Below are 25713 nucleotides of genomic sequence, written 5' to 3'. Positions count from 1 at the left end.
CAGCTAAGACGCGGGCCAAAGACCCTAGCGGGTTACCACCGGGTGGTCGGCGGAGGCGCCGTACTTCTTCAGCAGGGTGGAGGCTTCCTGGGCGGTGTCGCCTTGCGACGTCTCCGCAAGGTGCTTCAGGTTCTCCGGCAGTTCCAGGCCGCGGTGGGCCATCGCCTCGACGTAGAGCTTGCCGGCGCGGTAGGAGGAGCGCACCAGCGGGCCGGACATGACCGCGCCGAAGCCCATTTCGTAGGCGGCGTCGCGGTATTCGATGAACTCTTCCGGCTTCACCCAGCGGTCGATCGGGTGGTAGGTCGGGCCGGGGCGCAGGTACTGGGTGATGGTGATGATGTCGCAGCCTGCGTCGACCAGGTCGTTCAGCGCTTCGAGGACTTCCTCGCGCGTTTCGCCCATGCCCAGGATCAGGTTGGACTTGGTGATCAAGCCGAAGTCGCGTGCCTGGCGGATCACGTCGAGGGAGCGCTCGTAGCGGAACGCCGGGCGGATGCGCTTGAAGATGCGCGGGACGGTCTCGACGTTGTGCGCGAAGACCTCGGGGCGCGCCTCGAAGACTTCCTGCAGCAGGTCGGGCTTGCCGGAGAAGTCCGGGGTGAGGTTTTCTACGCCCGTGTGCGGGTTGAGCTCGTGGATCTTGCGCACGACCTCTGCGTAGAGCCAGGCGCCCTCGTCGTCCAGGTCGTCGCGGGTCACACCGGTGATGGTGGAGTAGTTCAGGTTGAGGCTTTGGACCTCTTCAGCCACGCGGCGCGGCTCGTCGCGGTCCAGCGGGTCGGGCTTGCCGGAGGCGATGTCGCAGAAGTCGCAGCGGCGCGAGCAGCGGGAACCGCCGATGAGGAAGGTCGCCTCGCGCGATTCCCAGCACTCGTGGATGTTGGGGCAGCCGGCCTCTTGGCACACGGTGTGCAGCCCGGCGCCCTTGACCTTTTGTTTCATGTCCTCGTATTCGGGACCGGTTTTGACCGAGTTGCGGATCCACCGCGGCTTCTTCTCGATCGGGGTTTCGGAGTTGCGCGCCTCAACGCGCAAAAGCTTGCGGCCTTCTGGTGCTACAGTCACGTCACTTACCGTACCTTCCGTGTCAAACCCTTCGAGGGGTCCGGTCGGGTGGCGAATGTGTGGTCCGCCACCACCAGCTCCCCGGCCAGGGCGCGTTGTAATTCGTGCACGACGGGCGCCGCCATGTCTGCAGGTGTGATGTCGCGGCCGAGCTCGAGCGACAGGGTGGTCACATCGGCGTCGTCGATGCCGCAGGCGACGATGTGGTCGTAGTGTTCGAGAGTGTTGTTGCAGTTCAGGCTGAGCCCGTGCATGGTCACTCCGCGGGTGATGCGGATGCCTAGGGCCGCGATTTTGCGTTCGCTTGTCGACGCCTTCGGGTCCGCCGCCTTCGTCTCTTGCGGCACCCAGACCCCGGAGCGGCCGTCGACCCGGCCCGCCGTGGTCACCCCGGCGTCTCGCACGACCTGGATGAGCGCCTCTTCTAAGCGGCGCACGTAGTCGACCACATCCACCGGCTCGGCGAGTTTGATGATCGGGTAGACCACCAGCTGGCCCTCGCCGTGCCAGGTGATGCGCCCGCCCCGGTCCACCGGCACCACGGGCACCGGGTAGGAAGGATCCGGCATGTCTTCCGGCTGGGTGCGCTTGCCGGCGGTGAAGGTGGAGGGGTGCTCGAGGACGAGCACCGTGTCGGGGGCTTCGCCTTTGGCTCGTCGAGAAGCGATGTCCGCCTGGAGGTCCCACGCCTCTTGATAGTCCACGAGCCCCAGCTCGCGCACCTCGATGGGCGCGGCTGAGGCTCGGATGGATCTGTCGGCGGGGAAAAACGGGTCGCGTGGCGCAGTCATGCGCCTTACCCTAGTCCCCGGGCTAGACGCCGTTGGCGGCGCCGTACTCGTTGGCGGTCATCAGCGGGCCGACCTGTTCAACCTCCACCTCGAAGAGCCAACCTTCGCCGTACGGGTCGTTGTTGATGGCCTCGTACGCGCCGTCGATGTCCTCGTTGACTGCGGTGACCGTGCCGGTGACCGGGGAGTACAGGTCGGAGACGGACTTGGTGGACTCGATCTCGCCGCAGGTCTCGCCCGCGGTGACGGTGTCGCCCACCTGCGGAAGCTCCGCGAAGACGACCTCGCCCAGGCGGTCAGCGGCGACGTGGGTGATGCCCACGCGCACGGTCTGGCCCTCGGCGTTATCCGGGGTGGCGTTGATCCACTCGTGGTCCTCGGAGTAGTAGAAGTCCGGCTTCAGCGCCATGGTTATGCGTCCTTTCGGGTGTAAAACGGGGTCGATGCAATAGTAAACGGGTAGCGGCGTCCGCGGATGTCGATTTCCACATCCGTGCCCACCTCCGCGTGGTCGGGGTCCAGGTGCGCCAGCGCAACTGGGTAACCCAGTGTCGGCGACGGCTGGCCGGAGGTGACCACGCCGATCTTGTCGTCCGAGCCTGCGAGGAAGACCTCGGCGCCCTCACGGGCGGCGCGGCGCTGCTCGGAGGTCAAACCGGCGATGACCACGCTTGGCTCGCGCCCGACAAGAGCGTCCTTGCCCACGAAGTCCGCCTCCTTCTTCGCAAACGCGCGGCCCATGCCAGCCTCCACCGGGGTGATCTCGGTGGTCAGCTCGTGGCCGTAGAGCGGCATGGAGGCCTCCAGGCGCAGCGAGTCGCGCGCCGCCAGGCCGCATGGGGTGCCGTGGTCGATCACTGCGTCCCACACCTTGTGGGCATCCTCCCGCGCGCAGAACAGCTCGAAGCCGTCCTCGCCGGTGTAGCCGGTGCGGGCGACGAAGGTTTCGACAGATTCGCCCGTCTGGTCGTTGTCTCCCGTCTGGTCCGAACGCAGTGAGGACCAGACGCCGGAGTAGTAGGACAGGGCGGACGCGTCGCCGTCGAGAAGCGGCTCGAGCACCTCGAGCGCACGCGGCCCCTGGACCGCAACCAGCGCGAACGCCTCGGAATTGTTGGTGAGCTGCACCTCGAAGTCGCCCTTGCGCGCCTCAAACGCCGCCCACACCGCGTTGGTGTTCGCGGCGTTGGGCACGACCATGAAGTGGTTCTCGTTGAAGCGGTAGGTGATCAGGTCGTCGATGATGCCGCCGTCCTCAGCGACGATCATGGAGTACTTCGCCTTTCCGTCTTTGAGCGCGGTGAAGTTGGAGATCAGCGTGTAGTCCAAAAACGCGGCGGCGTCGGGGCCCTGGACGGTGATTTCGCCCATGTGGGACAGGTCGAAGATGCCCACGTCGCCTCGCACGGCGCGGTGCTCCTCCAGCTCGTTGCCGTACTTCAGCGGCATCTCCCAGCCGCCGAAATCGGTGAAGCTCGCACCAAGCTTTTCGTGGGTGGCGTGCAGCGGGGTCTGTGGCATTGGGGTGCTCCTTTACTGGTTGTCGGGGGTGATGTCGAAAGCCTCCGGCGGCGGGCAGGCGCACTGGAGGTTGCGGTCGCCGAAGGCTTCGTCGATACGCCGCACCGGCGGGAAGTACTTGTGCTTGGCCAGCGAATCCACCGGGTAGGCGGCCTTCTCACGCGGGAAGTCGTACGGCCACTCGCTGCGGATGACGCTCTCGGCCGTAAACGGTGCGTTGTGGACGACGGACTTTTCGTACTCGATGCCACCGTCGATGATCTCCTGGATCTCGGCGCGGATGGAGCGCATCGCCTCGATGAAGCGGTCCAGCTCCGCCAAGTCCTCGGACTCGGTCGGCTCCACCATGAGGGTGCCGGCGACCGGGAAGGCGAGGGTGGGGGCGTGGAAGCCGTAGTCGATCAGGCGCTTGGCCACATCCGCCGCGGTCACGCCGGAGGCGTCGGTTAGCTCGCGCAGGTCCAGGATGCACTCGTGGCCGACCAGGCCGTCGTTGCCGGTGTAGAGCACCGGGAAGGAATCGTTGAGCGCACGCGCGATGTAGTTCGCGCCCAGCACGGCGTGCGCGGTGGCGCTGCGCAACCCGGCGGCGCCGGACATGGCGATGTAGGACCAGGAGATCGGCAGCACGCCAGCGGAGCCGTAGAGCGTGGCGCTGACCGGCACGCCGCCCTCAGGCTGCTCCGACGCGTCGGTCGGATCCCCCGGCAAGAACGGGATCAGGTGCGAGGCAACGCCGATCGGGCCCACACCCGGGCCGCCGCCGCCGTGGGGGATGGTGAAGGTCTTGTGCAGGTTCAGGTGGCTGACGTCGCCGCCGAAGTCGCCCGGGCGGGCGATGCCGGTCAGCGCGTTCATGTTCGCGCCGTCGATGTAGACCTGGCCGCCTGCGGCGTGCACCTTGTCGCAGACCACGCGCACATCTTCCTCGTACACGCCGTGCGTGGAGGGGTAGGTGAGCATGATCGCTGCCACAGCATCGCGGTGCTTGTCCAGCTTGGCGTCCAGGTCCGCCAGGTCGATGGAGCCGTCTTCGGCGGTGGCGACAACCACCACGCGCAGGTTGGCCAAAGTCGCGGACGCCGCGTTGGTGCCGTGGGCGGAGGCCGGGATGAGGCAGATGTCGCGCTCGGCGTCGCCGTTGGCCACGTGGTAGGCGCGGATGGCCAACAGGCCCGCCAGCTCGCCGGTCGCGCCGGAGTTCGGCTGCACGGACACCTCCGCGTAACCGGTGATTTCCACGAGCCAGGAGCGGATTTCGTCGATAAGCTCGCGCCAGCCCGCGGTGTACTCGTCGGGGGTGTAGGGGTGCACGTTGGCAAAGCCCGGCCATGTGATGGCCTCGAGGCCGGCGGTGGGGTTGAGCTTCATGGTGCACGAGCCCAGCGGGATCATCGTGCGGTCGAGTGCCAGGTCCTTGTCGCCGAGCTCGCGGATGTAGCGCATCATCTGCGTCTCGGAGTGGATGCGGTTGAACGTCTCGTGGGTGAGGAATTCGGTGGTGCGCGAAAGTGCTGCAGGGATGCGGGACTCGCCCTCGGCCGGGGCGGCGCCGAAACCGCGCAGCAGCGCTTCCACGTCGGCGTCGGTGGTGTCCTCGCCGAAGGAGACACCGACGGTTGCGTCGTCGATGGCCCGCACGAGGTAGCCGGCTTGCGCCAGCTTTGCGACGACCTCCGGTGCCCCCTCAACCTCAACCGCCACCGTGTCGAAGAACTCGGCGTGCTTGACCTTCACGCCCGCTGCCTCGAGGCCGGCGGCGAAGTCGGCGGCGCGCTGATGCACCGCGCGCGCGATCTCGGTCAGGCCGGCGGGGCCGTGGTAGACCGCGTACATGGAGGCGGTCACGGCCAAAAGGGCCTGGGCGGTGCAGATGTTGGAGGTGGCGCGCTCGCGGCGGATGTGCTGCTCGCGCGTCTGCAGGGCCAGGCGGTAGGCGGGGTAGCCCTCCGCGTCCTTGGACACACCGACGAGGCGACCCGGCATCTGGCGCTGCAGCTTTTGGCGCACGGCCATGTAAGCGGCGTGCGGGCCACCGTAGAACAGCGGCACACCGAAGCGCTGGGTGGTGCCGATGGCGATGTCAGCGCCGAACTCGCCGGGGGACTCCACAAGGGTCAGCGCCAGGATGTCCGCGTCGACGGCGACCAGGCCGCCGCGCTCGTGGATCGCCTCGATCACCGGGCGCGGATCGACGATGTCGCCCTCGGTGCCCGGGTAGGCGAACACTGCGCCGACCAGGTCCTCGCCGACGACGCCCTCGGCCAGGTTGACTACCTCGACTTCCAGGTCGATGGCGCGGGCGCGCTCGGAGGCCACCTTGATCACCTGCGGGTGCAGGCGCGAATCCAGCAGGACGCGGCGGCCCTTCTTCACCACGCGCGACATCAGGCCGACGGCCTCGGCGGCGGCGGACGCCTCGTCGAGCAGCGACGCGTTAGCGACGTCCAGCCCGGTGAGGTCTTGCACCATCGTCTGGAAGTTCAGCAGCGCCTCGAGGCGGCCCTGCGAGATCTCTGCCTGGTACGGGGTGTAGGCGGTGTACCAGCCAGCGTCCTCCACCACGCCACGGCGGATCACCGGCGGGGTCAGCGTGGAAGAAAAGCCCTGGCCGTAGAACGCGCGCAGCACCGTGTTCTTGTCGGCGAGCTCGCGCAGGCGGTCCTGAGCCTCATACTCCGTCAGTGCCTCCGGCAGATCGAGCGGCTTCTCGGCCAGGATGCCGGAGGGCACCGCGGCGGCGATCAGCGCGTCGATGGAATCGTAGCCCAGCGCTTGCAGCATTTCTTGCTGTTCTGCCTGGTCTGGGCCGATATGGCGGGAGATGTAATCCAACTCGAGCTCCTTGGTTTTAGGGGTCGTACAACCACGCGACAGCATAGCTGTTCGGCCCCTCCCAAAAAGCCAATTCTTAGAACTCGCTTACACCCGCTTCGCCGAACAGCCACGTCACCGCAATCGCACCTGGATCTGGCACGTCTTTCGCGCTCTCGCCGAGGTAGGACGCGCGGCCCTTCTTCGCCTGCATTCCGCGGGTGGATTTCGCGCCGTCGACCGCCGGTCCGAAGACCTGCTCGAGCACCTCTTCGACGGATCCGTTGGCGCTTGCGGCGGCCCTGGCGGCGGGAGCCAGCGCGTCGATGAGCGTGTTGTCGCCCTCCTTCGCGCCACCGAGCTCCGTGATGGCGTCTACGCCGCGGCGCATGCCCTGAGCAAGTGCTGTGGCAAAGGCTTCGCCGTCGCCCGCCCGGGAATCGACGCCTGCAAACGCGTCGGCCATCTGGCGGAAGAAGGTGCCCAGCACGGCCCCGGAGGTGCCGCCGGCGCGCACCAGCATGCGGTGAGCGAAGAAGTTCAGCACGTCCGCGTCCGCGCCGCGCACAGGTCTAGCGACGTCACCAAAGGCAGCTTCCATATTCTGGCCGAAGTCGCCATCGCCGGCCTCACGGTCCAAGGCGGTCAAATCGCCGTAGCCGGCCGCGAGACGCTCTACGAAGGCGCTGAGCCAGGTGTTTACGGCGCCATCGTCGGGCTGCGTTTCCTCGTCGACCATGCGGGCGTCGGCGTACTGCGGGTCGCGCACGGTGGAAGGCCAGGCGGGGGCGGACGTTTCGGCATCGATAAGCTCGATCAGCTCGTCGTCGACGACGGTGAGCGTCAGCGAAATGCCCGCCATGTTCAGGGAAGTCACCAGCGACCCGCGCATGCCGCGGCGCACCTTCAGCCCGCGCTCGGACAGCTGCTTGAGCGCCTCGCCGAAAACCAGATCCATCTCCAGCTCGCTCGTGCCGCCGAGGCCGTTGACGAAGAGCATGACGTCGCTGCCGTCGACGCCGGCGTCGCGCAGCGACTGCAGGATGCCGTCCAGCAGCTCTGAGACCAGTGCCGCAGCGGAGACAGTGGTCTGGGCAAGATCGCGGCGCTCCACGCCCGGCTCGCCGTGGATGCCCACGCCAACCTCGATCTGGCCGTCCTCCAAATCGAAAGTGTCGCGGTCCGAGGTCGGGGAGTGGCCTGCCTGCAGCGCCACCGCCATGCTGCGGGACTGATCCGCGGCGCGCCGCGCCACCTCCGCCACCGCCTTCAGATCATCGCCGCGCGCCGCCGCAGCGCCCGCGACCTTTTCCACGATCACGGTCGCGCCCGTGCCGCGCCGGCCAGGGGAGTCGTCGTTGTCGATCTCGGTGGCCACGTCGTCGGCCACCAGCACCTGCTCCACATCCGCCTCAGCGTGGTTGGCTGCCACGGTGAAATTCATGACGTCGCCGGTGTAGTTCTTCACCACATGCACCACGCCCGCGCCGCTGTCGGCCCACTCGGTGGCCGCGCCGATCTGCACCGCGTTCGGGGAGGTGAACAACAAGCCGGGGCAAGCCGCGTCCAGCATGCCGGGGCCCACAAACCCGGCGTGCATCGGCTCGTGGCCCGACCCGCCGCCGGAGATCACTGCGACGCGGTTGCGATCTTTAGAGCCGTCGTCAAGCGAAAGCCCCACGAAGCCCTCGCTGTGCCACCGGGCGAACGGGTGCGCTGCAACAAGGCCGCCGAGCGCCTCCCGCATGAAATGGTCAGTCTCGTTACGAAAAGATTTGAACGTGTCAGCCATAACACCACTGTAGGCACACACGACAAAACCCGGCACCATTGACGGTGCCGGGTTTTAAGGGAGAGGGTTAGACGTCGAGGTCAGCCTCGAAGTCGCCCTGCTCGATGCGGTCCTTGATGGTAGTGACGAAACGGCCCGCGTCCGCACCGTCGATCAGCTGGTGATCGTAGGTGAACGGCAGGTAGCACATCTGGCGGATAGCGATCGAGTCGATGCCGTCCTCGGTCACGATGACCGGGCGCTTCTCAATCGCGGCCGTGCCCAGAATGCCGGCCTGCGGCGGGGTGAGCACCGGGGTATCCAGCAGCGCGCCCTCGGAACCGATGTTGGTCACCGTGAAGGTTGCACCGGACAGGTCGTCCGGACGCAGCTTCTTGTCGCGTGCGCGGCCGGCCAGGTCGGTGATCGCCTTCGCGATGTCCGCCAGGTTCATGTCCTGCACCTTCTTGATCACCGGCACCAGCAGGCCCATCGGCGTATCGACGGCGATACCGATGTTGACGTCCTCGTGGTAGGTGATCTCCTTCGCGTCAGCGTCGTAGGAGGCGTTGACGTTCGGGTGGGACACCAGCGCCTCGGCCGTGGCCTTGATGAAGAAGGCGAGGTAGGTGATGTTCGCGCCGTGCTTCTCCACGAACGCCGGCTTGACCTTCTTGCGCAGCTCGGCGACGCGGGTGACGTCCACCTCCTGCACGTGGGTCAGCTGCGCGGTGGTCTGCAGGGACTCCACCATCTTCGCCGCGGTGATCTCGCGGATGCGGTTGACGCGCTGGGTGGTGCCGATCAGCTCCGCCTTCGCCGGGTCCACGGACTTGGTGGACCAGTTGGCGCGCTCGCCCTTCGGTGCCGCTGCGGCAGCAGACGCGGTGCTGTCAGTGCTCTCGGTGCTCTTCGCGCCGGCAGCCTTGCCACCCTCGGCAGCAGCCAGAACGTCCTGCTTGCGGATGCGGCCGCCCACACCGCTGCCCTCAATGGTGTTCAGGTCGACGCCGTGCTTGTCGGCCAGCTTGCGCACCAGCGGGGTGACGTACGGGACGTTGTCGCCGTTATTCACCTTGGCGGAAGCATTCTTGGAGTCGGCCTTGGCCTCTTCCTTCTTCGGCTCCGGCTTCTTCTCCTCGGCCTTCTTTTCAGCCTTGGGCTCTTCCTTCTTCGGCTCTTCCTTCGGCTCCGGCTTCTCCTCCTCGGCGGGCTCGTCAGCTTCAGCTGCGGCCTCAGCGTCGCCGATGACGACGATGACATCGCCGACCTCGACGGTGTCGTCCTCCTCAGCCAGGATCTCCAGGATGGTGCCAGCGACCGGGGACGGAATCTCGGTGTCGACCTTGTCGGTGGAGACCTCGAGCAGCGGCTCGTCGACCTCAACCATGTCGCCCACGGACTTCAGCCAGGTGGTGATGGTGCCCTCGGTGACGGACTCGCCCAGCTCCGGCATTTCAACCTTGGTGCCCTCGCCGGAGGACTTCTTCGCGGAGGCGGCGGGCTTGGACTCTTCCTTCTGCGGAGCATCCTCGGCGGGCTTCTCCTCGGACTCTTCTTCGGCCTCGTCCTTGTCGGCGGATTCGTCGGAGTCATCGGAGGATGTGGCGGCAGCAGCGTCGCCGATGCGCGCGATCACGTCGCCGACCTCGACGGTGTCGTCCTCTTCCGCCAGGATCTCGATCAGGGTGCCGGCGACCGGGGAGGGGATCTCTGTGTCGACCTTGTCGGTGGAGACCTCGAGCAGCGGCTCGTCGACCTCGACCTCGTCGCCGACCTCCTTGAGCCAGGTGGTGATGGTGCCCTCGGTGACGGACTCGCCAAGCTCCGGCATCTCAACGTCGGTGGCGTCGCCGGATGCCTGCGTGGAGGACTTCTCCTCCTTCTTCGGCTCCTCCTTCTTCTCTTCCTTCGGCTCCGGCTTTTCCTCAGCCTCGGCCTTGTCCTCCTTCTTCTCGGAGGAGGCTGCTTCCTCGCCTTCCTCGCCGATGATGGCGATGACATCGCCGATCTCGACGGTGTCGTCCTCGTCCGCCTTGATCTCCAGAATCACGCCGGCGACCGGGGAAGGAATTTCGGTGTCGACCTTGTCGGTGGAGACCTCGAGCAGCGGCTCGTCCACCTCGACCGTGTCGCCGACTTCCTTCAGCCACGTGGTGATCGTGCCTTCGGTGACCGATTCGCCCAGCTCGGGCATCTCAACAGAGTGCGCCATTTCTAATGTCTCCTCATCGAAACGTTGGAAGCTATACAGGCTCAAAGCGTACCTGTAACACGCCCCGCTCGTTGCCCAAGGGGTGACCTTGCCTGCCCCGGGTGCACCGTATGATGTGGAACGTGTTCAACCTGTTCGGCAAAGGCAAGAAGTCCACGGCGTTTAAGCCCCCGCGTGCGCCGGGGGAGACAATCCGCCCGGATGATGCAAAGTACCTGCGCGACTGGGTCGCGGGTCGCGCGTTTGTGGAGGGCTTTGTCGAGCCGGAAACGATGGTCAACGAGATGTCCGTGGTGCTCGTGGACGAGCAGGGCAACTACACCCGCCGCCGCATCGGCGGCCCGAAGGGCATCGACCACGTGGCCGACATGCTGGGCATCATGCTCTACGACGTGGAAGAGACCGGCTACCCCGACCGCATGCGCAAAAAGATCGAGCAGGAGCGCATTTTGCGCAAGCGTGAGGAGCAGAAGGAACGCCGCGCCAAGTTCGAGCGCGGCGAAAACCCTTACAGCTGAGCCGGCCGCGCACGATCTGACATTCGAGCCGAGCGGTCAGATCTGATGCTGCAGGTCAAGCTCATATTGCTGGTTGCGCATGTTAAATCGTGCGCAACTCAGCGCTACTGCTTGTCGACGAGGCGCGTCAACGCCTCCACAATCGTCCTCACAGGCGCGCCAGTTGCCCGCTTCGGGGTGTAGCCGTACGGGCTCGCGCCGTTCCAGGCGGGGCCGGCTACATCGATGTGCGCCCACTCGGTGTCCTCGGGCACGAAGCGCGACAGGTAGAGCCCGGCAAACAGCATGCCGCCGGTGCGCGCGTTGTGGGTGTTGCGGATGTCCGCGATGGGGGACTTCAGCTCATCTTCCTGCTCCTCGAGCAGCGGCATCGCCCACGCCTGCTCGCCGACGTTGCGGCCGGATTCGGCGATGAGGTCGCGCAGCTCGTCCGAGCCCATCACGCCGGCGGTGCGGTTGCCCAGCGCCACCAGCTGCGCGCCGGTGAGGGTGGCGGTTTCGATGAGGTAGGCGGGGTTGTCGTCGCAGGCGCGGGCGATGGCGTCGGCAAGCACCAAGCGGCCCTCGGCGTCGGTGTTGATCACCTCGCTGGTGATGCCGCCGTAGTGGGTGATCACGTCGCCCGGGCGGGTCGCGGTGCCAGAGGGCATGTTCTCCGCCAGGGGAAGCCACGCGTCGATGCGCACGGGCAGCTCCAGGCGCGCCGCCGCGGCGATGGCGGCGAGCTGGGCTGCGGAGCCGCCCATGTCGGAGATCATGTCCTCCATGCCGGAGCCGGGTTTGAGCGAGATGCCGCCGGTGTCGAACGTGATGCCCTTGCCCACCAGCGCCACATTCGTCGCAGTGTTGGCGGGAGCCCAGGTCAGGTGCACCAGGCGCGGCGGGCGGGAGGAGCCGCGGCCGACGGCGAGGATGCCGCCGAAGCCCTGCTGCTCCAGCTGGGACTCGTCCAGGACCTCGATGTCCAGGCCGGCGGTCTGCGCAACCTCGCCCATCACGGTGGCGTAGGTCTCCGGGTAGAGGAAGTTCGCAGGCGTGTTCACCAGGTCGCGGGCCAGGTTGACCGATTCGGCCACGACCACAGCGGCGTTGTACTCGGCCTCGTCGGCGCCGACGACGGTGACTTCGGTGGTCTGCGGGGTCTGCTCGTCGGTGTTCTCGTCGTCGACGACCTCTGCGCGGGACTTCAATCCGGTGTAGACGTAGCTGCCCAGTAGCACCCCCTGCACCACCGGGGCCACACCAAACTCGGTCGAAACCGCGGCGCGCTCCACACCGTTGAGGGTGCGGGCCGCAGCACCGGCGCCGCGGCGCACTGCTTCGTCATCGATTTCGGAGGCGTCGCCGAGGCCGAATGCGAGGACCAGGATGCCGTCGACAAGCACACGCGTGACCTCGCCCGCGGTGCCCTTGGCATCGACCGCAACCAACGCCTCCAGCAGCCCCTTCGGGGCGAGCGCGGTGACGGGCACCTCGATGCCGTCCTCGCCGCTGGCCACGGGGATGAGCAATGCGGCACCGTCGGGGGCGGAGCCGAGGGTCGTGCGCACCGTGGTGCCGCGGGCGGGGAGGCTGATATCGAACGCCATGGGGAGTCCTTTCATCGTGCGGGCAGTTGCTCTCCCCGAGGGTACTGAAGCGGGGAGTACCCTGGGCCGCATGGCTGAGATCGAATTCACAATCACACCGACCGATAACCCCACCCCGGACGCGGAGCGCGCGAAGATCCTTCAGGACCCGGCGTTCGGTCAGCAGTTCACGGACCACATGGTCTCCATCGACTGGACCGAAGAGGACGGCTGGCACAACGCCCAGGTTCGCGCCTACGAACCGATCTCTTTGGACCCGGCCTCCAACGTGTTCCATTACGGCCAGGCCATCTTCGAGGGCCTGAAGGCCTACCGCCACACCGACGGGAGCATCACTGCGTTCCGCCCGGAGCAAAACGCCAAGCGCCTGCAAAACTCCGCGAAGCGCATGGCCATGCCGGAGCTGCCGGAGGACATCTTCCTCGAGGCCGTGCGCCAGATCGTGGCGATTGACAAGGATTGGGTGCCCGAGGCTGGCGGCGAGGCGTCGCTGTACCTGCGCCCGTTCATGATCGGCACGGAAAAGACGCTGGGTGTCAAGCCCTCGACGAGCTACAGCTTCTACATCATCGCCTCGCCCGCAGGCGCGTACTTCTCCGGCGGCGTGAAGCCAGTGAGTGTGTGGATCAGTGAGGACTACGTCCGCGCGGCCCCCGGCGGCACCGGCGACGCGAAGTTCGCCGGCAACTACGCCGCGTCCCTGCTGGCGCAGCAGCAGGCGGCGGAAAAGGGCTGCGACCAGGTGGTGTGGTTGGACGCCTGCGAGCGCAAGTACATCGAGGAGATGGGCGGGATGAACCTCATGTTCGTCGAGGGCAGCGGCGACAACGCCAAGATCATCACCCCTGAACTGACCGGCTCGCTGCTGCCGGGCATCACCCGCAAGTCGCTGCTGCAGGTGGCGAAGGACTTAGGTTATGAGGCGGAGGAGCGCCGGATCACCGTCGAGCAGTGGCGCACCGGCGTCCAAGACGGCACGATCACCGAGACCATGGCGTGCGGCACCGCAGCCGTGATCACTCCGGTCGGCACCGTGAAATCCAAGGACGGCGAATTCACGGTGAACAACAACGAGGCTGGCGAGATCACCATGGCCATGCGCGAGCGTCTGCGCGGCATCCAGACCGGCGAGGTGGAGGACACCCACGGCTGGAACACTGTCCTCATCGAGGGCTAGTCGCTTGACGACGCTCCTCCGGCGAGCACCTCACCCGCAAGCTCCGCCGCGAGATTGAGCTGCGGCAGCGCGGCCAGGGCCCCGGCGCCCTGGCCCGTTTTCATGTCCAGGGCCAGCACCGGTTTCAGATCCAGCGCCTCAAGACAGCCGGTGTGCGCCGGCTCCGCGGTGGTCTGCCCGGCGAGGAGCCAGCCCTTGGTGCCGGGCGCGAGACGCTCGGCCACGTAGGCGGCCACGGTGGGGTAGACCTCGCCGACGAGCACAGGGGTGCGGCGCGTGGCGGCCTGGGCCGTCAGCCCGACCAGGAACGCGAAATCCGGCCCGGTCAGCTCCGCGCACACGCGCTCGGTGTCGTCGCGGAAGTCGCGCACCCGGAACATGGCGTCGCGCACCGCGGCGATCTTGACCTTCCACACCTTGTCGTTGATGCCGGATCCGCGGCCGATGGCCTTGACCGGCTCGGTGCGGGTAAACGTGCCGTACACGGCGGCGGCGATGGTGGTGTTGCCCACCCCGATGTCGCCGGGGACGAGGATGTCCGCCCCAGAGTCGATCTCGTTGTCCGCCACCTCGGCGCCAGCGGCGAGGGCGGCCTCCCACACCTGCGCGGACACCGCAGGCTCGATGTCGATGGCGCCGGTAGGGGTGTCCAGGTAGTCGCCGATGAAGCGCAGGCTCGACCCCGCCAGGCGCGCCGCGGCGTGGGCCGGCCCGGCGCCGGAGCGCAGCTGTTCAGCCTGGGCCGATCCCGCCTCCGCGGTCCACGCGGATAGCCCGCGCGCGGCGATGCCGTGGTTGCCCGCCACCACGATCGCGCGCGGGCGGGCAAACGGGGCGGGTACGTCCGCGCCCTGGACGGAGGCGATCCACGCGGCCAGCGAGCCGAGCCTGCCCAGCGCGAGCCCGCGGGTCGAACCCGCGAGCGCGTCTGCCACCGCGTGCCCGTGGGACTGCTTCGGTGCTTCAACCGGCGGGAACTGCATGGCCTATACCTCTGCGCCGACGGCCACGCGAGGCTTCGGGGTGCGCCAGTTGCGCGGCTGGGTGGCACGCGAGAAGGCGTACATGCCCAAACCGAAGCCGGTGTCCGCCTCCGGGAATTTCGCCTTCACGGCGCGGTTGGCGCGGATGCCGATGATGAAGCCTTCGATAAAGATGGTCAGCATGAACAGCATGCTCAGCAGCGACAGCACGGCGGAGACGCGCGGCAGCCAAGTGCCGATGAGCATGATCAGCACGAGCACCAACGCAGCCGGCATGACGTAGTTGTTGAAGAAGCGCTTGGAATCCACCCAGTCGCGCACGTACCCGCGGACCTCGCCGCGGTCGCGCTCAGTGAGGTAGCGCTCGTCGCCGGCGTCCATGCGCGCCTGGATCTCGCGGTTGCGGGCGCGGTTTTCCTCCCGCACCTTCTTCTTGTGTGCCTTCCACTCCTCCTTGGACATGGTCTTCTTCAGCTCTTTTTCGCGCTGACGCAGCTGCGCCGGGGTGGCGGCGTTCGGGTCGCGCACGACACCGCGCTTGATCTCTTGGTCGATGCGCTTCGGCGTCGGTCGGCCCTTCGGCGGGGTGTAGCCCTTGGGGAGCTTCTTTTCCGCCTGCTGCTCTGCTTCAGGCTTCGCGTCGGGCAATTCAACCTTCGTGGAGCCCGCCGCGCTCGTTGCGTCGGCGTTGTGCTCGGATTTCTGCCAGGGAAGTTTCACGCACCTAAGGCTACAAGGCATGCGAGCCCAAGTGGAATAGACCGGCGGGGCGGGCGGTTGCACAGTTCGTGGCGAGTGGCGCGTAGCATGGGCGCACACTCCAAATCGAAGCTTGAAGTCGACGCACGAAGGAGACTGCAATGACTGCCCCCACCTCTACTACTGGTGTGATTTTGACCGAGGCCGCCGCGGCGAAGGCGAAGGCGCTGCTGGACCAGGAAGGCCGCAACGACCTGTCCCTGCGCATCGCTGTCCAGCCCGGCGGCTGCGCAGGTCTGCGCTACCAGCTCTACTTCGACGACCGTGAGCTCGACGGCGACAAGGCCGACGTCGTCGGCGGCGTGCGCCTGGTGGTGGACAAGATGAGCGTTCCGTACCTCACGGGCGCGACCATCGATTTCGCGGACACCATCGAGCAGCAGGGCTTCACCATCGACAACCCGAACGCGGGCTCCGCTTGCGCCTGCGGCGACAGCTTCAACTAAGCGCCCGGCCGCAAAAAGCTCCGCACCGACGTCGGTGCGGAGCTTTTTCGCTCTTGAGGGCCGTCTAGAGCTGGACCGGGTAGTCCTTGTGCTCGATCTGCGGGTCGATGCGGTGCTCGACGAAGATGCCGTGCCAGACCATGAACGCCAGCACCGTCCACAGGCGGCGGGAGTGGTCGGAAACACCGTCGCGGTGCTCCTTGAGCATCTCCAGCACCTGGTCCTTGGCAAAGATGTCGTCGGTCTGGGACTCGCGGATGGTGTCCTGCGCCCAGCCGAAGAGCTCGTCGCCGGCCAGCCAGTGGCGCATCGGCACCGGGAAGCCAAGCTTCTTGCGGTGCAGCACGTGCGCAGGCACGATCTGCTCCATCGCCTTGCGCAGCGCGTACTTCGTGGTGCCGTGCGCGATCTTCTGATCAAAGGGGATGGTCTCGGCGACTTCGAAGACTTCCTTGTCCAGGAAGGGCACGCGCAGCTCGAGCGAGTTGGCCATGTTCATCTTGTCCGCCTTGACCAGGATGTCGCCCCGCATCCAGGTGAACAGGTCGAGGTTTTGCATGCGAGCCACCGGATCCATCTCCGTAGACGCCGCGTAAATCGGCGCGGTGACTTCGCGGTGGTCCCACTCGCGCTTCGCCCACGGCAGCACGCGGTTGAGCTGCTCGAAGTTGAAGGAGCGCGCGTTGCCGTAGTAGCGGTCCTCGATCGGGGTGGTGCCGCGCTCGAGCAGGCTCTTGCCCTTCACACCCTCCGGCAGGACGCGGCTGAGGCGGTTCAGACCCTTGTTCAGCGCGCCGGGCAGCTTCTCAAACGGGGCGAGCGACAGTGGCTCCTTGTAAATGGTGTAGCCGCCGAACAGCTCGTCGGCGCCCTCGCCGGAGAGGACAACCTTGACGTGCTTGCGGGCCTCTTGTGCGACAAAGAACAGGGGAACCAGCGACGGGTCTGCAACCGGGTCGTCCAGGTACCACATGATCTTCGGGATGGCCTCGGCGTACTCCTCGGGAGAGACGATCTTGACAATGTGCTCCACACCGATGGCCTCCGCGGACTCCGCGGCGACGTCCACCTCGGAGTAGCCCTCGCGCTCGAAGCCGGTGGTGAAGGTGAGCAGGTTCGGGTTGTGCCGCTTGGCCAGGGTGGCAATTGCGGTGGAGTCGATGCCGCCGGAGAGGAAGGAGCCGACGGTGACGTCGGCGCGCATGTGCTTCTCCACGGAATTCTCCAGCGCCTGTGCGATGCGGTCGTAGAGGTCTTGCTCTTTGCCCTTGACCACCGGCTGGGACTTGAAGTGCGGCTTGAAGTAGCGGTCGGAGTGCACCTCTCCACCCGGCTTGAGGGTGACGGTGCAGCCGGATTCAACGCGACGAATCTGGCGGTGCAGGCTCTCCGGCTCCGGCACGTACTGCAGGTCCACGTAGTGCTCGATAGCGCGTCGGTCAAGATCCAGGCCTAGACCCAGCTCCGGCGCCATCTCCAGGATGGACTTCTTCTCGGAGGCGAAGACCGTGCCAGCCTCCGTGGTGGCGTAAAACAGCGGCTTGATGCCGAACTGATCGCGCGCGGCGAACATCGTCTTCGTCTCGGTGTCCCAGATGACGAAAGCGAACATGCCGCGCAGGTGCTCGACCACGTTGGCGCCCCAGTGGTGGAACCCGACCACGATCGGCTCGCCGTCGCCGCTGGTGTTGAAGGTGTAGCCCGCCTCAATCAGCTCTTCGCGCAGCTCGATGTAGTTGTAGATCTCGCCGTTGAAAGTCAACGCGTAGCGCTGCGGATTGTCGGCCGGGCCCCAGCGCAGCGGCTGGTGGGAGTGCTCGATGTCGATGATGGCCAGGCGGTTGAAACCGAAGACTGTGTCCTCGTCGTTCCAGGTGCCCGCGGCGTCGGGGCCGCGGTGATACATGCACTGCAGGGAGCGCTCGACCGGGTCAACGAACTTGGCTGCGTTTGCGTCCGCGGAAAGCAGGGCAAGAAGGCCACACATACTCAAACCTCTCCGTATATATAAGGTGCGCCGCGACAAGCGGCGGGGGAGTCCCCTCAACAATAAGGTTTGGGGCCCGATTTTCGTGAACCGGAACCGCCCAACTTTCGCCGTGCCCCATAAGGGGGCCAACTTATGGATGAACTTTTTGGGGCTTATTCCAACTGGGTGTGGCTTTAGCGTCGCTAAGCAGTTGCTTATCGACGAGCCTCCGGTCGCCGCCGTCCCGCACATCCGCGGAATTCCGACGGGTTAGGCCGGATGAACTATTCTGGCCACGTAGGAATGTTCTGCCATAAGCATGAACATTCAATGTTTTTAGTGTGGACAGGAAGGCAGACACACGTGGATAAGGAAGTAAACCGCGGTTTCGCCAAGAAGGCTGGCGTCGCGGGCGCGCTCCTGCTCGGCAGCCTTGCGCTGACCGGCTGTGACGTCGCCGCGCCGGAGGCGATGGCAAACATCCTCGACATGGGCTGGCCGGACCCGGTCACCCCCGAGGGCGCCCAGATGTACAACTTCTGGGTCTGGACCTGGCTCGCCGCCTGGATTATCGGCATCATTATGTGGGGCCTGTTCATCATGTCCATCGTGCGGTGGAACCACAAGGCCCGCACGAAGCAGGGTGCAGGCGAATTCCCCCGTCAGACGCAGTACAACGTCGGCCTCGAGCTGGGCCTGACCATCGTGCCGATCGTCATCGTGATGGTGCTGTTCTTCTTCACCGTCCAGGCGCAGACCCGCACCACGGCGCTGGACAAGGACCCGAAGGTCACCGTCGACGTCACCGGCTACCAGTGGAACTGGAAGTTCGGCTACGCCGAGGTTGCCGGCGATCTGACCGCCGACGGTCAGGACTACGACGGTCTGGACTCCGAGCGTCAGGCGCTGGCCGAGGAGACCAAGTTCGACCCGGAGGACATGCACAACGCCAACCCGATTCACGGCACCTCCATGGGCGACCAGTCCTACTTGAACTTCAACCAGATTGAGACCATCGGCTCCACCGAGGAAGTTCCGGTGCTGGTGCTGCCGACCGACACCGCGATCGAGTTCCGCCTCGCCTCCGGCGACGTGAACCACGCGTTCTGGGTTCCGGAGTTCCTGTTCAAGCGCGACGTGTACGCGCACCCGGAGGCCAACCAGCAGCAGCGCGCCTTCCAGATCGAGCGCATTGAGGAAGAGGGCGCCTTCGTCGGCCGCTGTGCCGAGATGTGCGGTACCTACCACTCCATGATGAACTTCGAGGTCCGCGCCGTGACCCCGGAGAAGTTCGAGGAGTACATCCAGTTCCGCCGCGACAACCCGGACGCGCCGAACTCGGAGGCGCTGCGCTCCATCGGTGAGGACCCGTACGCAACCTCCACCCGTCCGTTCGTCTCGGGCCGCACCGATTCGCGCGACGGCAACAACACTGTCGACCCGAACGCGAACGTTTAAGAAAGAGAGAGCGAAGCCATGGGAACTGGATCAAAGGTTTTCTACGCCATCGGCACCTTCCTTGCCTTGATGGCTGTGTTCTACATCCTCGCAACCACCTGGATTGGTGAGGACGCTTACCTCTTCGGCATCGAGTGGATCGGCTCGGTCGGCCTCGTGCTCGCCGCTGTGTTCTCCTTCATGCTCGGCGGCTACCTCAACATCACCGAGCGCCGCATGGACATCGTCCCCGAGGACTGGGAAGAGGCGGAGATTGAAGACGGCGCCGGCGTGCTCGGCTTCTTCTCGCCGAGCTCCATCTGGCCGTTCGCGATGTCGATGGCGATCTGCATCCTCGGTCTCGGCATTGCCTTCTGGCAGCTGTGGCTGCTGGCCATCGGTGCGGTCTGTCTCATCGGCACCACCACCATGCTGAGCTTGCAGTACGGCATCCCGCGCGAAAAGCACTAAGCGCAAAAGGGGAGTCCCCGCCACGGTCTTTCGTGGCGGGGACTTTTCTATTTCGGGGGCAATCAAACGAAAGTATGTCCCCCGTTTAAGGCCCGGGCCTAGAGGGGGAAGCCTGTGAGATATGGCACATCAGGGAACCGTTTTACAGGTGCGAAATTTCAGCCAAAGAACGGGTCGGTTTTTCGGGGCGGGGGAGTGTTTTGCCGACCCGACGCGATGACCAGCACTGACTTAGTCGGATATGGGTTAAAAAAGTTCCCGGGATTGCGGAAAAATTTTTTCGTGGCATAGGTGTGGTGCAAAAAGTGCTGGTTGTGCACCCGTTCACAGGAAAATTTCGGGGGTGAGTGAGATGAATATCAGGGCGCGATGGGGGATAATCGCATCCGTGACGACCGCAATGACAAACCAAGATATGGCGACGCCGCAGAATCGCGTCCCAGCGCTGAACCGTCCGAACATGGTCAGCGTGGGCACGATTGCGTTCCTCGCCCAAGAGCTCATGTTCTTCGCCGGTTTGTTCGCGATGTACTTCACTTCGCGCGCAAACGGCCTTGCAAACGGTGACTGGAGCACTCAGACGGAGCACCTGAACGTCGTGTTCGGTGCAATCATCACCGTCGTGCTGATTGCTTCCTCGTTCACCTCCCAGTTCGGCGTATTCGCCGCCGAGAGGGGTGACGTGTTCGGCCTGCGCAAGTGGTTCACTGTGACCATTGTGCTGGGCGTCATCTTCCTCGGCCTGGTGGCCTTCGAGTGGAGCGAAATGGTCATGGCCGGTGTGACTCCGCAGTCCTCCGTCTTTGGCTCCGTGGTGTACATCATCACCGGTTTCCACATGGCCCACGTGACTGCCGGCATCGTCGCGTTCATCGTGGTGCTGCTGCGCGTGGCCAAGTCGAAGTTCACCCCGGCTCAGGCGACTGCCGCGATGGCAGTGTCCTACTACTGGCACTTCGTCGATGCCATCTGGATCGGCGTGTTCATCACCATCTACATCGTTCAGTAGCCCTTTCCCGGGCAGTTGCCCGGGAAAGGGGAGAAGTTCTGAAAAGTCGATAAAGGGAACACAATGGAAAACACACCCAAGAAGAAGCGCCAGGGACGCAAGACGCAGCGCACGCTCGCTGGCGCCGCCGCTCTGACGCTGGGGTTGACCGGCGCGGGTCTGCTCGCGTCCGCGCTCACCCCGAACGCGCAGGTGGCTACGGCGGCCCGCGACGATCAGGCACTCGTCCAGGAGGGCAAGGACCTCTACGACGTCGCTTGTATCACCTGCCACGGCGCCAACCTGCAGGGCGTCGAGGACCGCGGTCCGTCGCTCATCGGTACCGGCGAAGGTGCCGTCTACTTCCAGGTCAACTCTGGCCGCATGCCGATGATGTCCAACGACGCACAGGCTGAGCGCAAGCGTCCGCGCTACACCGAGGAGCAGGCTCTCGCCCTCGCCGCTTACGTCGCGGCGAACGGCGGCGGCCCCGAGCTGGTGTACAACGAGGACGGCTCTGTTGCGAAGGAAGAGCTGCGCGGCAAGGACTACGACGGCGACATTCAGGCGGATGACGTCGCCCGCGGCGGCGAGCTGTTCCGTTTGAACTGCGCGTCCTGCCACAACTTCACCGGCCGCGGCGGCTCGCTGTCGTCCGGTAAGTACGCACCTGCGCTGGATCCGGCGAACGAGCAAGAGATCTACCAGGCCATGCTCACCGGTCCGCAGAACATGCCGAAGTTCTCCGACCGTCAGCTCTCCGCTGACGAGAAGAAGGACATCATCGCCTTCATCAAGTCCACCAAGGAAACCCCGGCACCGGGCGGCTACGCGCTTGGCGGCCTCGGCCCGGTTTCTGAAGGTATGGCGATGTGGATCATCGGCGTGACCCTGGTCGCTGCCGCTGCTATGTGGATTGGATCCCGTTCATGAGTGATGTGAAGAAGAATTACACGAACGAAGAGCTGGACCGCATGAGCAATGCGGAACTGGCGGCTCTGGGCACCGAGCTCGACGACGTTACTGTCGCCTACCGCAAGGAGCGCTTCCCGGTTGAAGGTGACCCGCGCGAGAAGTCCGCTGCTACCGGCATCGGCATCTGGCTGACCATCTCCGTGATCAGCGCGCTGGCCTTCCTCGGCGTCTACCTGTTCTGGCCGTGGCACCCGAAGTTCCACGGTGAGGAAGGTCTGTGGACCTACACCCTGTACACGCCGCTGCTCGGCTTGACCGCGGCGCTGGCTTTCTGCGCACTCGGTGTCTCCATCATCCAGTACGTGAAGAAGTTCGTGCCGGAGGAGATCGCGGTACAGCGCCGCCACGACGGCCGTTCCAGCGAACTGGACCGCCGCACCACCACCGCGCTGCTGAATGACGCGTGGGAGACTTCGACCCTCGGTCGTCGTAAGGCACTGCAGGGCCTCCTCGGCACTGCCGGTGTGCTTGCCGGCCTGATGGTCATCGCCCCGCTCGGCGGCATGATCAAGAACCCGTGGAAGGTCCGCCACGAGCTGGACTACCACGGCGACGGCACCCTGTGGACCCACGGCTGGACCATCCAGGACCAGGGCGTGAAGGTCTACCTCGGTCGCGACACCGGCGCCATCGCCGAGCTGCACGAGGGCGAGACTGGCTCGCACTACAGCACCGCCGGCGTTTCCCGCCTGGTGCGTATGCGTCCGGAGGATCTCGCCGCGGCAGCAATGGAGACGGTGTTCCCGCTCTACGCGGAGGATGTCAACGACGGGAAGGATTACGATCCGACCCGCGACGTCTACGAGCACCACATGCACTCCATCCACGGTCCGCGTAACCCGGTCATGCTCATCCGCCTGCGTTCTGAGGACGCGAATAAGGCGATTGAGCGCGAAGGCCAGGAGGACTTCCACTACGGCGATTACTACGCCTACTCCAAGATCTGCACGCACATCGGTTGCCCGACCTCGCTGTACGAGGCTCAGACCAACCGCATCCTGTGCCCGTGCCACCAGTCGCAGTTCGACGCTCTGCAGTACGGCAAGCCGGTCTTCGGCCCGGCCGCGCGTGCACTGCCGCAGCTGCCTGTGACTGTTGACGAAGACGGTTACCTCATCGCCAACGGGAACTTCATTGAGCCCGTCGGCCCGGCATTCTGGGAGCGTCAGTCCTAATGAGCACTAAACTTGAGCAAGTCGCGGATAACGTTGATTCGCGCTACACCATTTCGGGCGTTCTGCGCCCGCAGCTGAACAAGGTCTTTCCGACTCACTGGTCGTTCATGCTCGGCGAGATGGCGCTGTACAGCTTCATCATCCTGCTGCTGACCGGTATCTACCTGGCCCTGTTCTTCGACCCGTCCATTACCAAGGTCATCTACGACGGTGCCTACCTCCCGCTCAACGGCGTGGAGATGTCCCGTGCGTACGCAACTGCCCTGGACCTCTCTTTCGATGTCCGCGGTGGCCTGTTTGTCCGCCAGATGCACCACTGGGCCGCGCTGATGTTCATGATGGCGATGTTCGCCCACATGATGCGCGTGTTCTTCACCGGTGCGTTCCGTCGCCCGCGTGAGGCCAACTGGCTCATCGGCGTGACCCTCGTGCTGCTTGGCATGATCGAGGGCTTCATGGGCTACTCCCTGCCGGACGATCTGCTCTCCGGCGTGGGCCTGCGAATCATGTCCGCCATCATCCTCGGCCTGCCGATCATCGGCACCTGGATCCACTGGACCATCTTCGGCGGCGACTTCCCGTCCGACCTGATGCTGGACCGCTTCTACATCCTGCACGTGCTGATCCTGCCGGGCATCATCCTCGCCCTGGTTGCAGCTCACCTGGCACTTGTCTGGTTCCAGAAGCACACCCAGTTCCCGGGGCCGGGCCGCACCGAGAACAACGTCGTCGGTGTCCGTATTCTCCCGGTGTTCGCCACCGAGGCAATCGGCTACATGATGGTTGTCTTCGCGGTGCTGGCGGCGATGGCAGGTCTGACCTCCATCAACTCCATCTGGAACCTCGGCCCGTACAACCCGTCGCAGGTCTCCGCTGGTTCCCAGCCGGATATCTACATGCTGTGGACTGACGGTGCTGCCCGTGTCATGCCGGCGTGGGAGCTCTACCTGGGCAACTACACCATCCCGGGCGCATTCTGGGTGGCTCTGCTGTGTGGCCTGATGGTCGTGCTGCTGATCACCTATCCGTTCATCGAGCAGAAGGTCACCGGCGACACCGCCCACCACAACCTGCTGCAGCGCCCGCGCGACGTTCCTGTACGCACCGGCGTCGGTGTGATGGGTCTGACCTTCTTCCTGCTGCTGACCATCTCCGGTGGTAACGACCACGTGGCGCACTTCTTCCAGATCTCGCTGAACGCGATGACCTGGTTCGGCCGCATCGGTCTGATCATCCTGCCGCCGCTGGCGTTCTTCATCACCTACCGTCTGTGCATCGGCCTGCAGCGCTCCGACCGCGAGGTCTTGGAGCACGGCATCGAGACCGGCGTGATCAAGCGTCTGCCCAACGGTGCGTTCGTGGAGATCCACCAGCCGCTCGGCCCGGTGGACGAGCACGGCCACCCGGTGCCGCTGGAATACGCAGGTGCACGAGTGCCGAAGCAGATGAACCAGCTTGGTTTCGCAGATTCGGACACCATCGGCAAATTCTCCCCGGCAGAGCTCGGCGTCACCGAGCGTGTGCGCGACGCGGAAGAGCAGAACCACCACGAGGCCATCGAGACTATGCGTGCGCTCGAGGCCACGAAGGACCGCACCGACCGCGACGCGACCCACTTCAACGCTGAGTAGTACTTCGAGCATGACGCTCTAGCGGTCGCAACAAGCCCCCTTTCCCGGCTACGGGAAGGGGGCTTTTGCTTTGTTACAAGTACGTAAACAAGGGCGTGTGACGAAGCACACACTAGATTTAAAAATGTGAATGTATATAAACCTTCGGGGGTAGCGTCGTTGGTTGCGGGCGTGTGTAAAACCCCAGCGTAGAGAGGGTAATGGCGGAGTTTTGGCAGTTGTTTACGACTGGTGTGCAAACCTGAGAGATGGTCGTGTCACTGGCTTTTGTGGTTGATAACGGAACTGTAACGGCGCGACGGCTGGACAGCGTTGTTGCCGTTTCGTAACCTGTTCGAGACATTGCGACAACAGCCGTTGGCAGCATGTACCGAAAACAACATATGAGCCGTCACCCGAAGCGGCGGTCCGCACCCGCGGTCCGCTCGCTATGGGGGCCGGGGAACCACAGTGGGGCAGAACCGCTCCCGTGGGGCGCGGGGACTTTTCTCAACACCCCGCCCGACAGCTAACCCGGTTGGCGAAGAGAAGATATGGAGAAAACAATCGTGGCAAAGCACCGTCGCCAGGAAAACACCGCAGCACGCGCTGCAGCAGCAACCGCCGCTATCGCAGCTGGCGCTGCACTGGTCGCACCGGCCGCCGCCTCCGCAGCTGAGGTGCGTGTTCCCAACTCTCCGGTTTCCGTCCAGGTTCCGGGTATCGAGAACGTCCCGGGCATTGCAGCCATCCCGGGCATTGACGCTTGGATTCCGTCGCTCGCCGGCGTCACCGCGACCGGCGACGTCCAGAACGCCATCGCTTCCGTGAAGGCGATGCCGGGCGTCAACAACGTCCCGGGCTTCACCCAGTTCCTCGCGAACGTCGAGCAGCAGGTCCGCCCGGCAGCTCCGGCTCCGGTCCAGCAGACCTACTCCGCGCCGGTGGCCGCCCCGGCCCCGGCTCCGGAGCCGTCCGTCGGCGAGCGCATCGTTTCCATCGCGCAGTCGAAGATCGGTTCCCCGTACGTCTACGGCGCATCTGGCCCGAACGCGTTCGACTGCTCCGGCTTTACCTCCTGGGTCTACTCCCAGGTTGGCAAGTCCATCCCGCGCACCTCCCAGGCTCAGGCCTCCGCGGGCCAGCAGGTGGCGCTCAGCGACATCCAGCCTGGCGACATCGTCGTGTACTACGGCGGTGCTTCCCACGTCGCTATCTACGCCGGCAACGGCCAGATCATCGACGCGCTGAACTCCGGTATTCCGGTCGGCTACCGCGACCTGAACCTGATGCCGATCCACTCTGTGGTTCGCTTCTAACAGCGTCAAAGCTAGCTAGGCTCAGCCCCGCCGCGCTCAGCGCGAGCGGGGCGTTTTTCATCTTTGACCTCACTGTTAACAAAAATCACACGTTGGGTATTTTGCTTGGCAGTGTCT

General features: G+C 65.2%; 21 protein-coding genes and 1 riboswitch. Of the genes, 10 read left to right on the top strand and 11 right to left on the bottom strand.

The annotated features are described in order from the left end of the window. Positions 1 to 24: 24 nt before the first annotated feature. The 7 genes from lipA to sucB all read right to left on the bottom strand — a co-directional run bounded on the left by lipA (position 25) and on the right by sucB (position 10180). Positions 25 to 1068 (bottom strand): lipoyl synthase, encoded by a 1044-nt coding sequence (lipA, locus tag CFOUR_RS07780; protein WP_085958293.1) that lies wholly within the window; start codon positions 1066 to 1068, stop codon positions 25 to 27. Positions 1069 to 1073: 5 nt separating this feature from the next. Next, entirely contained in the window at positions 1074 to 1859 is a 786-nt protein-coding gene (lipB, locus tag CFOUR_RS07775) for a lipoyl(octanoyl) transferase LipB (RefSeq protein WP_085958292.1), read from the bottom strand. Between the two features lie 22 nt (positions 1860 to 1881). Continuing rightward, on the bottom strand, positions 1882 to 2268 hold the full coding sequence (gene gcvH / locus CFOUR_RS07770) for a glycine cleavage system protein GcvH (RefSeq protein ID WP_085958291.1): 387 nt from the start codon (positions 2266 to 2268) through the stop codon (positions 1882 to 1884). Between the two features lie 2 nt (positions 2269 to 2270). Continuing rightward, positions 2271 to 3380 carry a glycine cleavage system aminomethyltransferase GcvT gene (gene gcvT / locus CFOUR_RS07765; RefSeq protein WP_085958290.1) on the bottom strand — a complete coding sequence of 370 codons (1110 nt, stop codon included), beginning with the start codon at positions 3378 to 3380 and terminating at the stop codon, positions 2271 to 2273. A 12-nt stretch (positions 3381 to 3392) separates the two neighbouring features. Beyond that, complete coding sequence (gene gcvP / locus CFOUR_RS07760; RefSeq protein ID WP_290179081.1) at positions 3393 to 6215, bottom strand: aminomethyl-transferring glycine dehydrogenase; 2823 nt, start codon at positions 6213 to 6215, stop codon at positions 3393 to 3395. 76 nt (positions 6216 to 6291) lie between these two features. Then, positions 6292 to 7986, bottom strand: coding sequence for a dihydroxyacetone kinase family protein (locus CFOUR_RS07755; protein WP_085958289.1), 1695 nt, complete (start codon positions 7984 to 7986; stop codon positions 6292 to 6294). 67 nt (positions 7987 to 8053) lie between these two features. After that, the gene (gene sucB / locus CFOUR_RS07750; RefSeq protein WP_085958288.1) at positions 8054 to 10180 is read right to left on the bottom strand and encodes a 2-oxoglutarate dehydrogenase, E2 component, dihydrolipoamide succinyltransferase; all 2127 of its coding nucleotides are present in this window, start codon (positions 10178 to 10180) and stop codon (positions 8054 to 8056) included. A gap of 122 nt (positions 10181 to 10302) precedes the next feature. On the opposite strand from sucB, the gene CFOUR_RS07745 reads away from it, so the two are divergent. After that, entirely contained in the window at positions 10303 to 10698 is a 396-nt protein-coding gene (locus CFOUR_RS07745) for an oxidoreductase (RefSeq protein WP_085958530.1), read from the top strand. 104 nt (positions 10699 to 10802) lie between these two features. On the opposite strand, the gene CFOUR_RS07740 is transcribed toward CFOUR_RS07745, so the two are convergent. Continuing rightward, the gene (locus CFOUR_RS07740) at positions 10803 to 12287 is read right to left on the bottom strand and encodes a leucyl aminopeptidase (RefSeq protein ID WP_085958287.1); all 1485 of its coding nucleotides are present in this window, start codon (positions 12285 to 12287) and stop codon (positions 10803 to 10805) included. Positions 12288 to 12357: 70 nt separating this feature from the next. On the opposite strand from CFOUR_RS07740, the gene CFOUR_RS07735 reads away from it, so the two are divergent. Then, positions 12358 to 13464, top strand: coding sequence for a branched-chain amino acid aminotransferase (locus CFOUR_RS07735; protein WP_085958286.1), 1107 nt, complete (start codon positions 12358 to 12360; stop codon positions 13462 to 13464). On the opposite strand, the gene CFOUR_RS07730 is transcribed toward CFOUR_RS07735, so the two are convergent. Then, positions 13461 to 14447 (bottom strand): nicotinate-nucleotide--dimethylbenzimidazole phosphoribosyltransferase, encoded by a 987-nt coding sequence (locus CFOUR_RS07730; RefSeq protein ID WP_290179080.1) that lies wholly within the window; start codon positions 14445 to 14447, stop codon positions 13461 to 13463. The two genes, CFOUR_RS07735 and CFOUR_RS07730, sit on opposite strands and share 4 nt — an antisense overlap. Positions 14448 to 14450: 3 nt before the next feature. Further along, the gene (locus CFOUR_RS07725) at positions 14451 to 15167 is read right to left on the bottom strand and encodes a DUF3043 domain-containing protein (protein WP_085958285.1); all 717 of its coding nucleotides are present in this window, start codon (positions 15165 to 15167) and stop codon (positions 14451 to 14453) included. 140 nt (positions 15168 to 15307) lie between these two features. Here CFOUR_RS07725 and CFOUR_RS07720 point away from each other — a divergent pair, with 140 nt between their 5' ends. Then, positions 15308 to 15652: a HesB/IscA family protein gene (locus CFOUR_RS07720; protein ID WP_085958284.1), complete on the top strand. Its 345-nt coding sequence runs from the start codon at positions 15308 to 15310 to the stop codon at positions 15650 to 15652. 64 nt (positions 15653 to 15716) lie between these two features. Here CFOUR_RS07720 and asnB read toward each other — a convergent pair whose 3' ends face one another. Next, positions 15717 to 17639, bottom strand: coding sequence for an asparagine synthase (glutamine-hydrolyzing) (asnB, locus tag CFOUR_RS07715; protein WP_085958283.1), 1923 nt, complete (start codon positions 17637 to 17639; stop codon positions 15717 to 15719). Positions 17640 to 17984: 345 nt separating this feature from the next. Here asnB and ctaC point away from each other — a divergent pair, with 345 nt between their 5' ends. From ctaC to CFOUR_RS07680, 7 genes are all read left to right on the top strand, one after another. After that, a complete protein-coding gene (gene ctaC, locus CFOUR_RS07710; protein ID WP_085958282.1) occupies positions 17985 to 19079 on the top strand; it encodes an aa3-type cytochrome oxidase subunit II in 1095 nt (364 codons plus the stop codon). 18 nt (positions 19080 to 19097) lie between these two features. Continuing rightward, the gene (gene ctaF, locus CFOUR_RS07705) at positions 19098 to 19529 is read left to right on the top strand and encodes an aa3-type cytochrome oxidase subunit IV (RefSeq protein ID WP_085958281.1); all 432 of its coding nucleotides are present in this window, start codon (positions 19098 to 19100) and stop codon (positions 19527 to 19529) included. 388 nt (positions 19530 to 19917) lie between these two features. Further along, positions 19918 to 20538: an aa3-type cytochrome oxidase subunit III gene (gene ctaE / locus CFOUR_RS07700; protein WP_179154863.1), complete on the top strand. Its 621-nt coding sequence runs from the start codon at positions 19918 to 19920 to the stop codon at positions 20536 to 20538. Between the two features lie 63 nt (positions 20539 to 20601). Then, entirely contained in the window at positions 20602 to 21450 is an 849-nt protein-coding gene (gene qcrC / locus CFOUR_RS07695) for a cytochrome bc1 complex diheme cytochrome c subunit (protein WP_085958279.1), read from the top strand. Then, positions 21447 to 22667 carry a cytochrome bc1 complex Rieske iron-sulfur subunit gene (gene qcrA, locus CFOUR_RS07690; protein ID WP_085958278.1) on the top strand — a complete coding sequence of 407 codons (1221 nt, stop codon included), beginning with the start codon at positions 21447 to 21449 and terminating at the stop codon, positions 22665 to 22667. Before qcrC ends, qcrA begins: the two co-directional genes overlap by 4 nt. Next, a complete protein-coding gene (qcrB, locus tag CFOUR_RS07685) occupies positions 22667 to 24298 on the top strand; it encodes a cytochrome bc1 complex cytochrome b subunit (RefSeq protein WP_085958277.1) in 1632 nt (543 codons plus the stop codon). Before qcrA ends, qcrB begins: the two co-directional genes overlap by 1 nt. Positions 24299 to 24703: 405 nt before the next feature. Continuing rightward, positions 24704 to 24833, top strand: a riboswitch (cyclic di-AMP (ydaO/yuaA leader). Further along, a complete protein-coding gene (locus CFOUR_RS07680; protein WP_230471865.1) occupies positions 24832 to 25596 on the top strand; it encodes a C40 family peptidase in 765 nt (254 codons plus the stop codon). It overlaps the preceding riboswitch by 2 nt. Positions 25597 to 25713: the final 117 nt, after the last annotated feature.

It is taken from the genome of Corynebacterium fournieri (assembly GCF_030408775.1).
Classification (GTDB): Bacteria; Actinomycetota; Actinomycetes; order Mycobacteriales; family Mycobacteriaceae; genus Corynebacterium; species Corynebacterium fournieri.
Note: the sequence above shows the minus strand (reverse complement) of the source record. Positions and strands in the feature narration are given on the sequence as shown.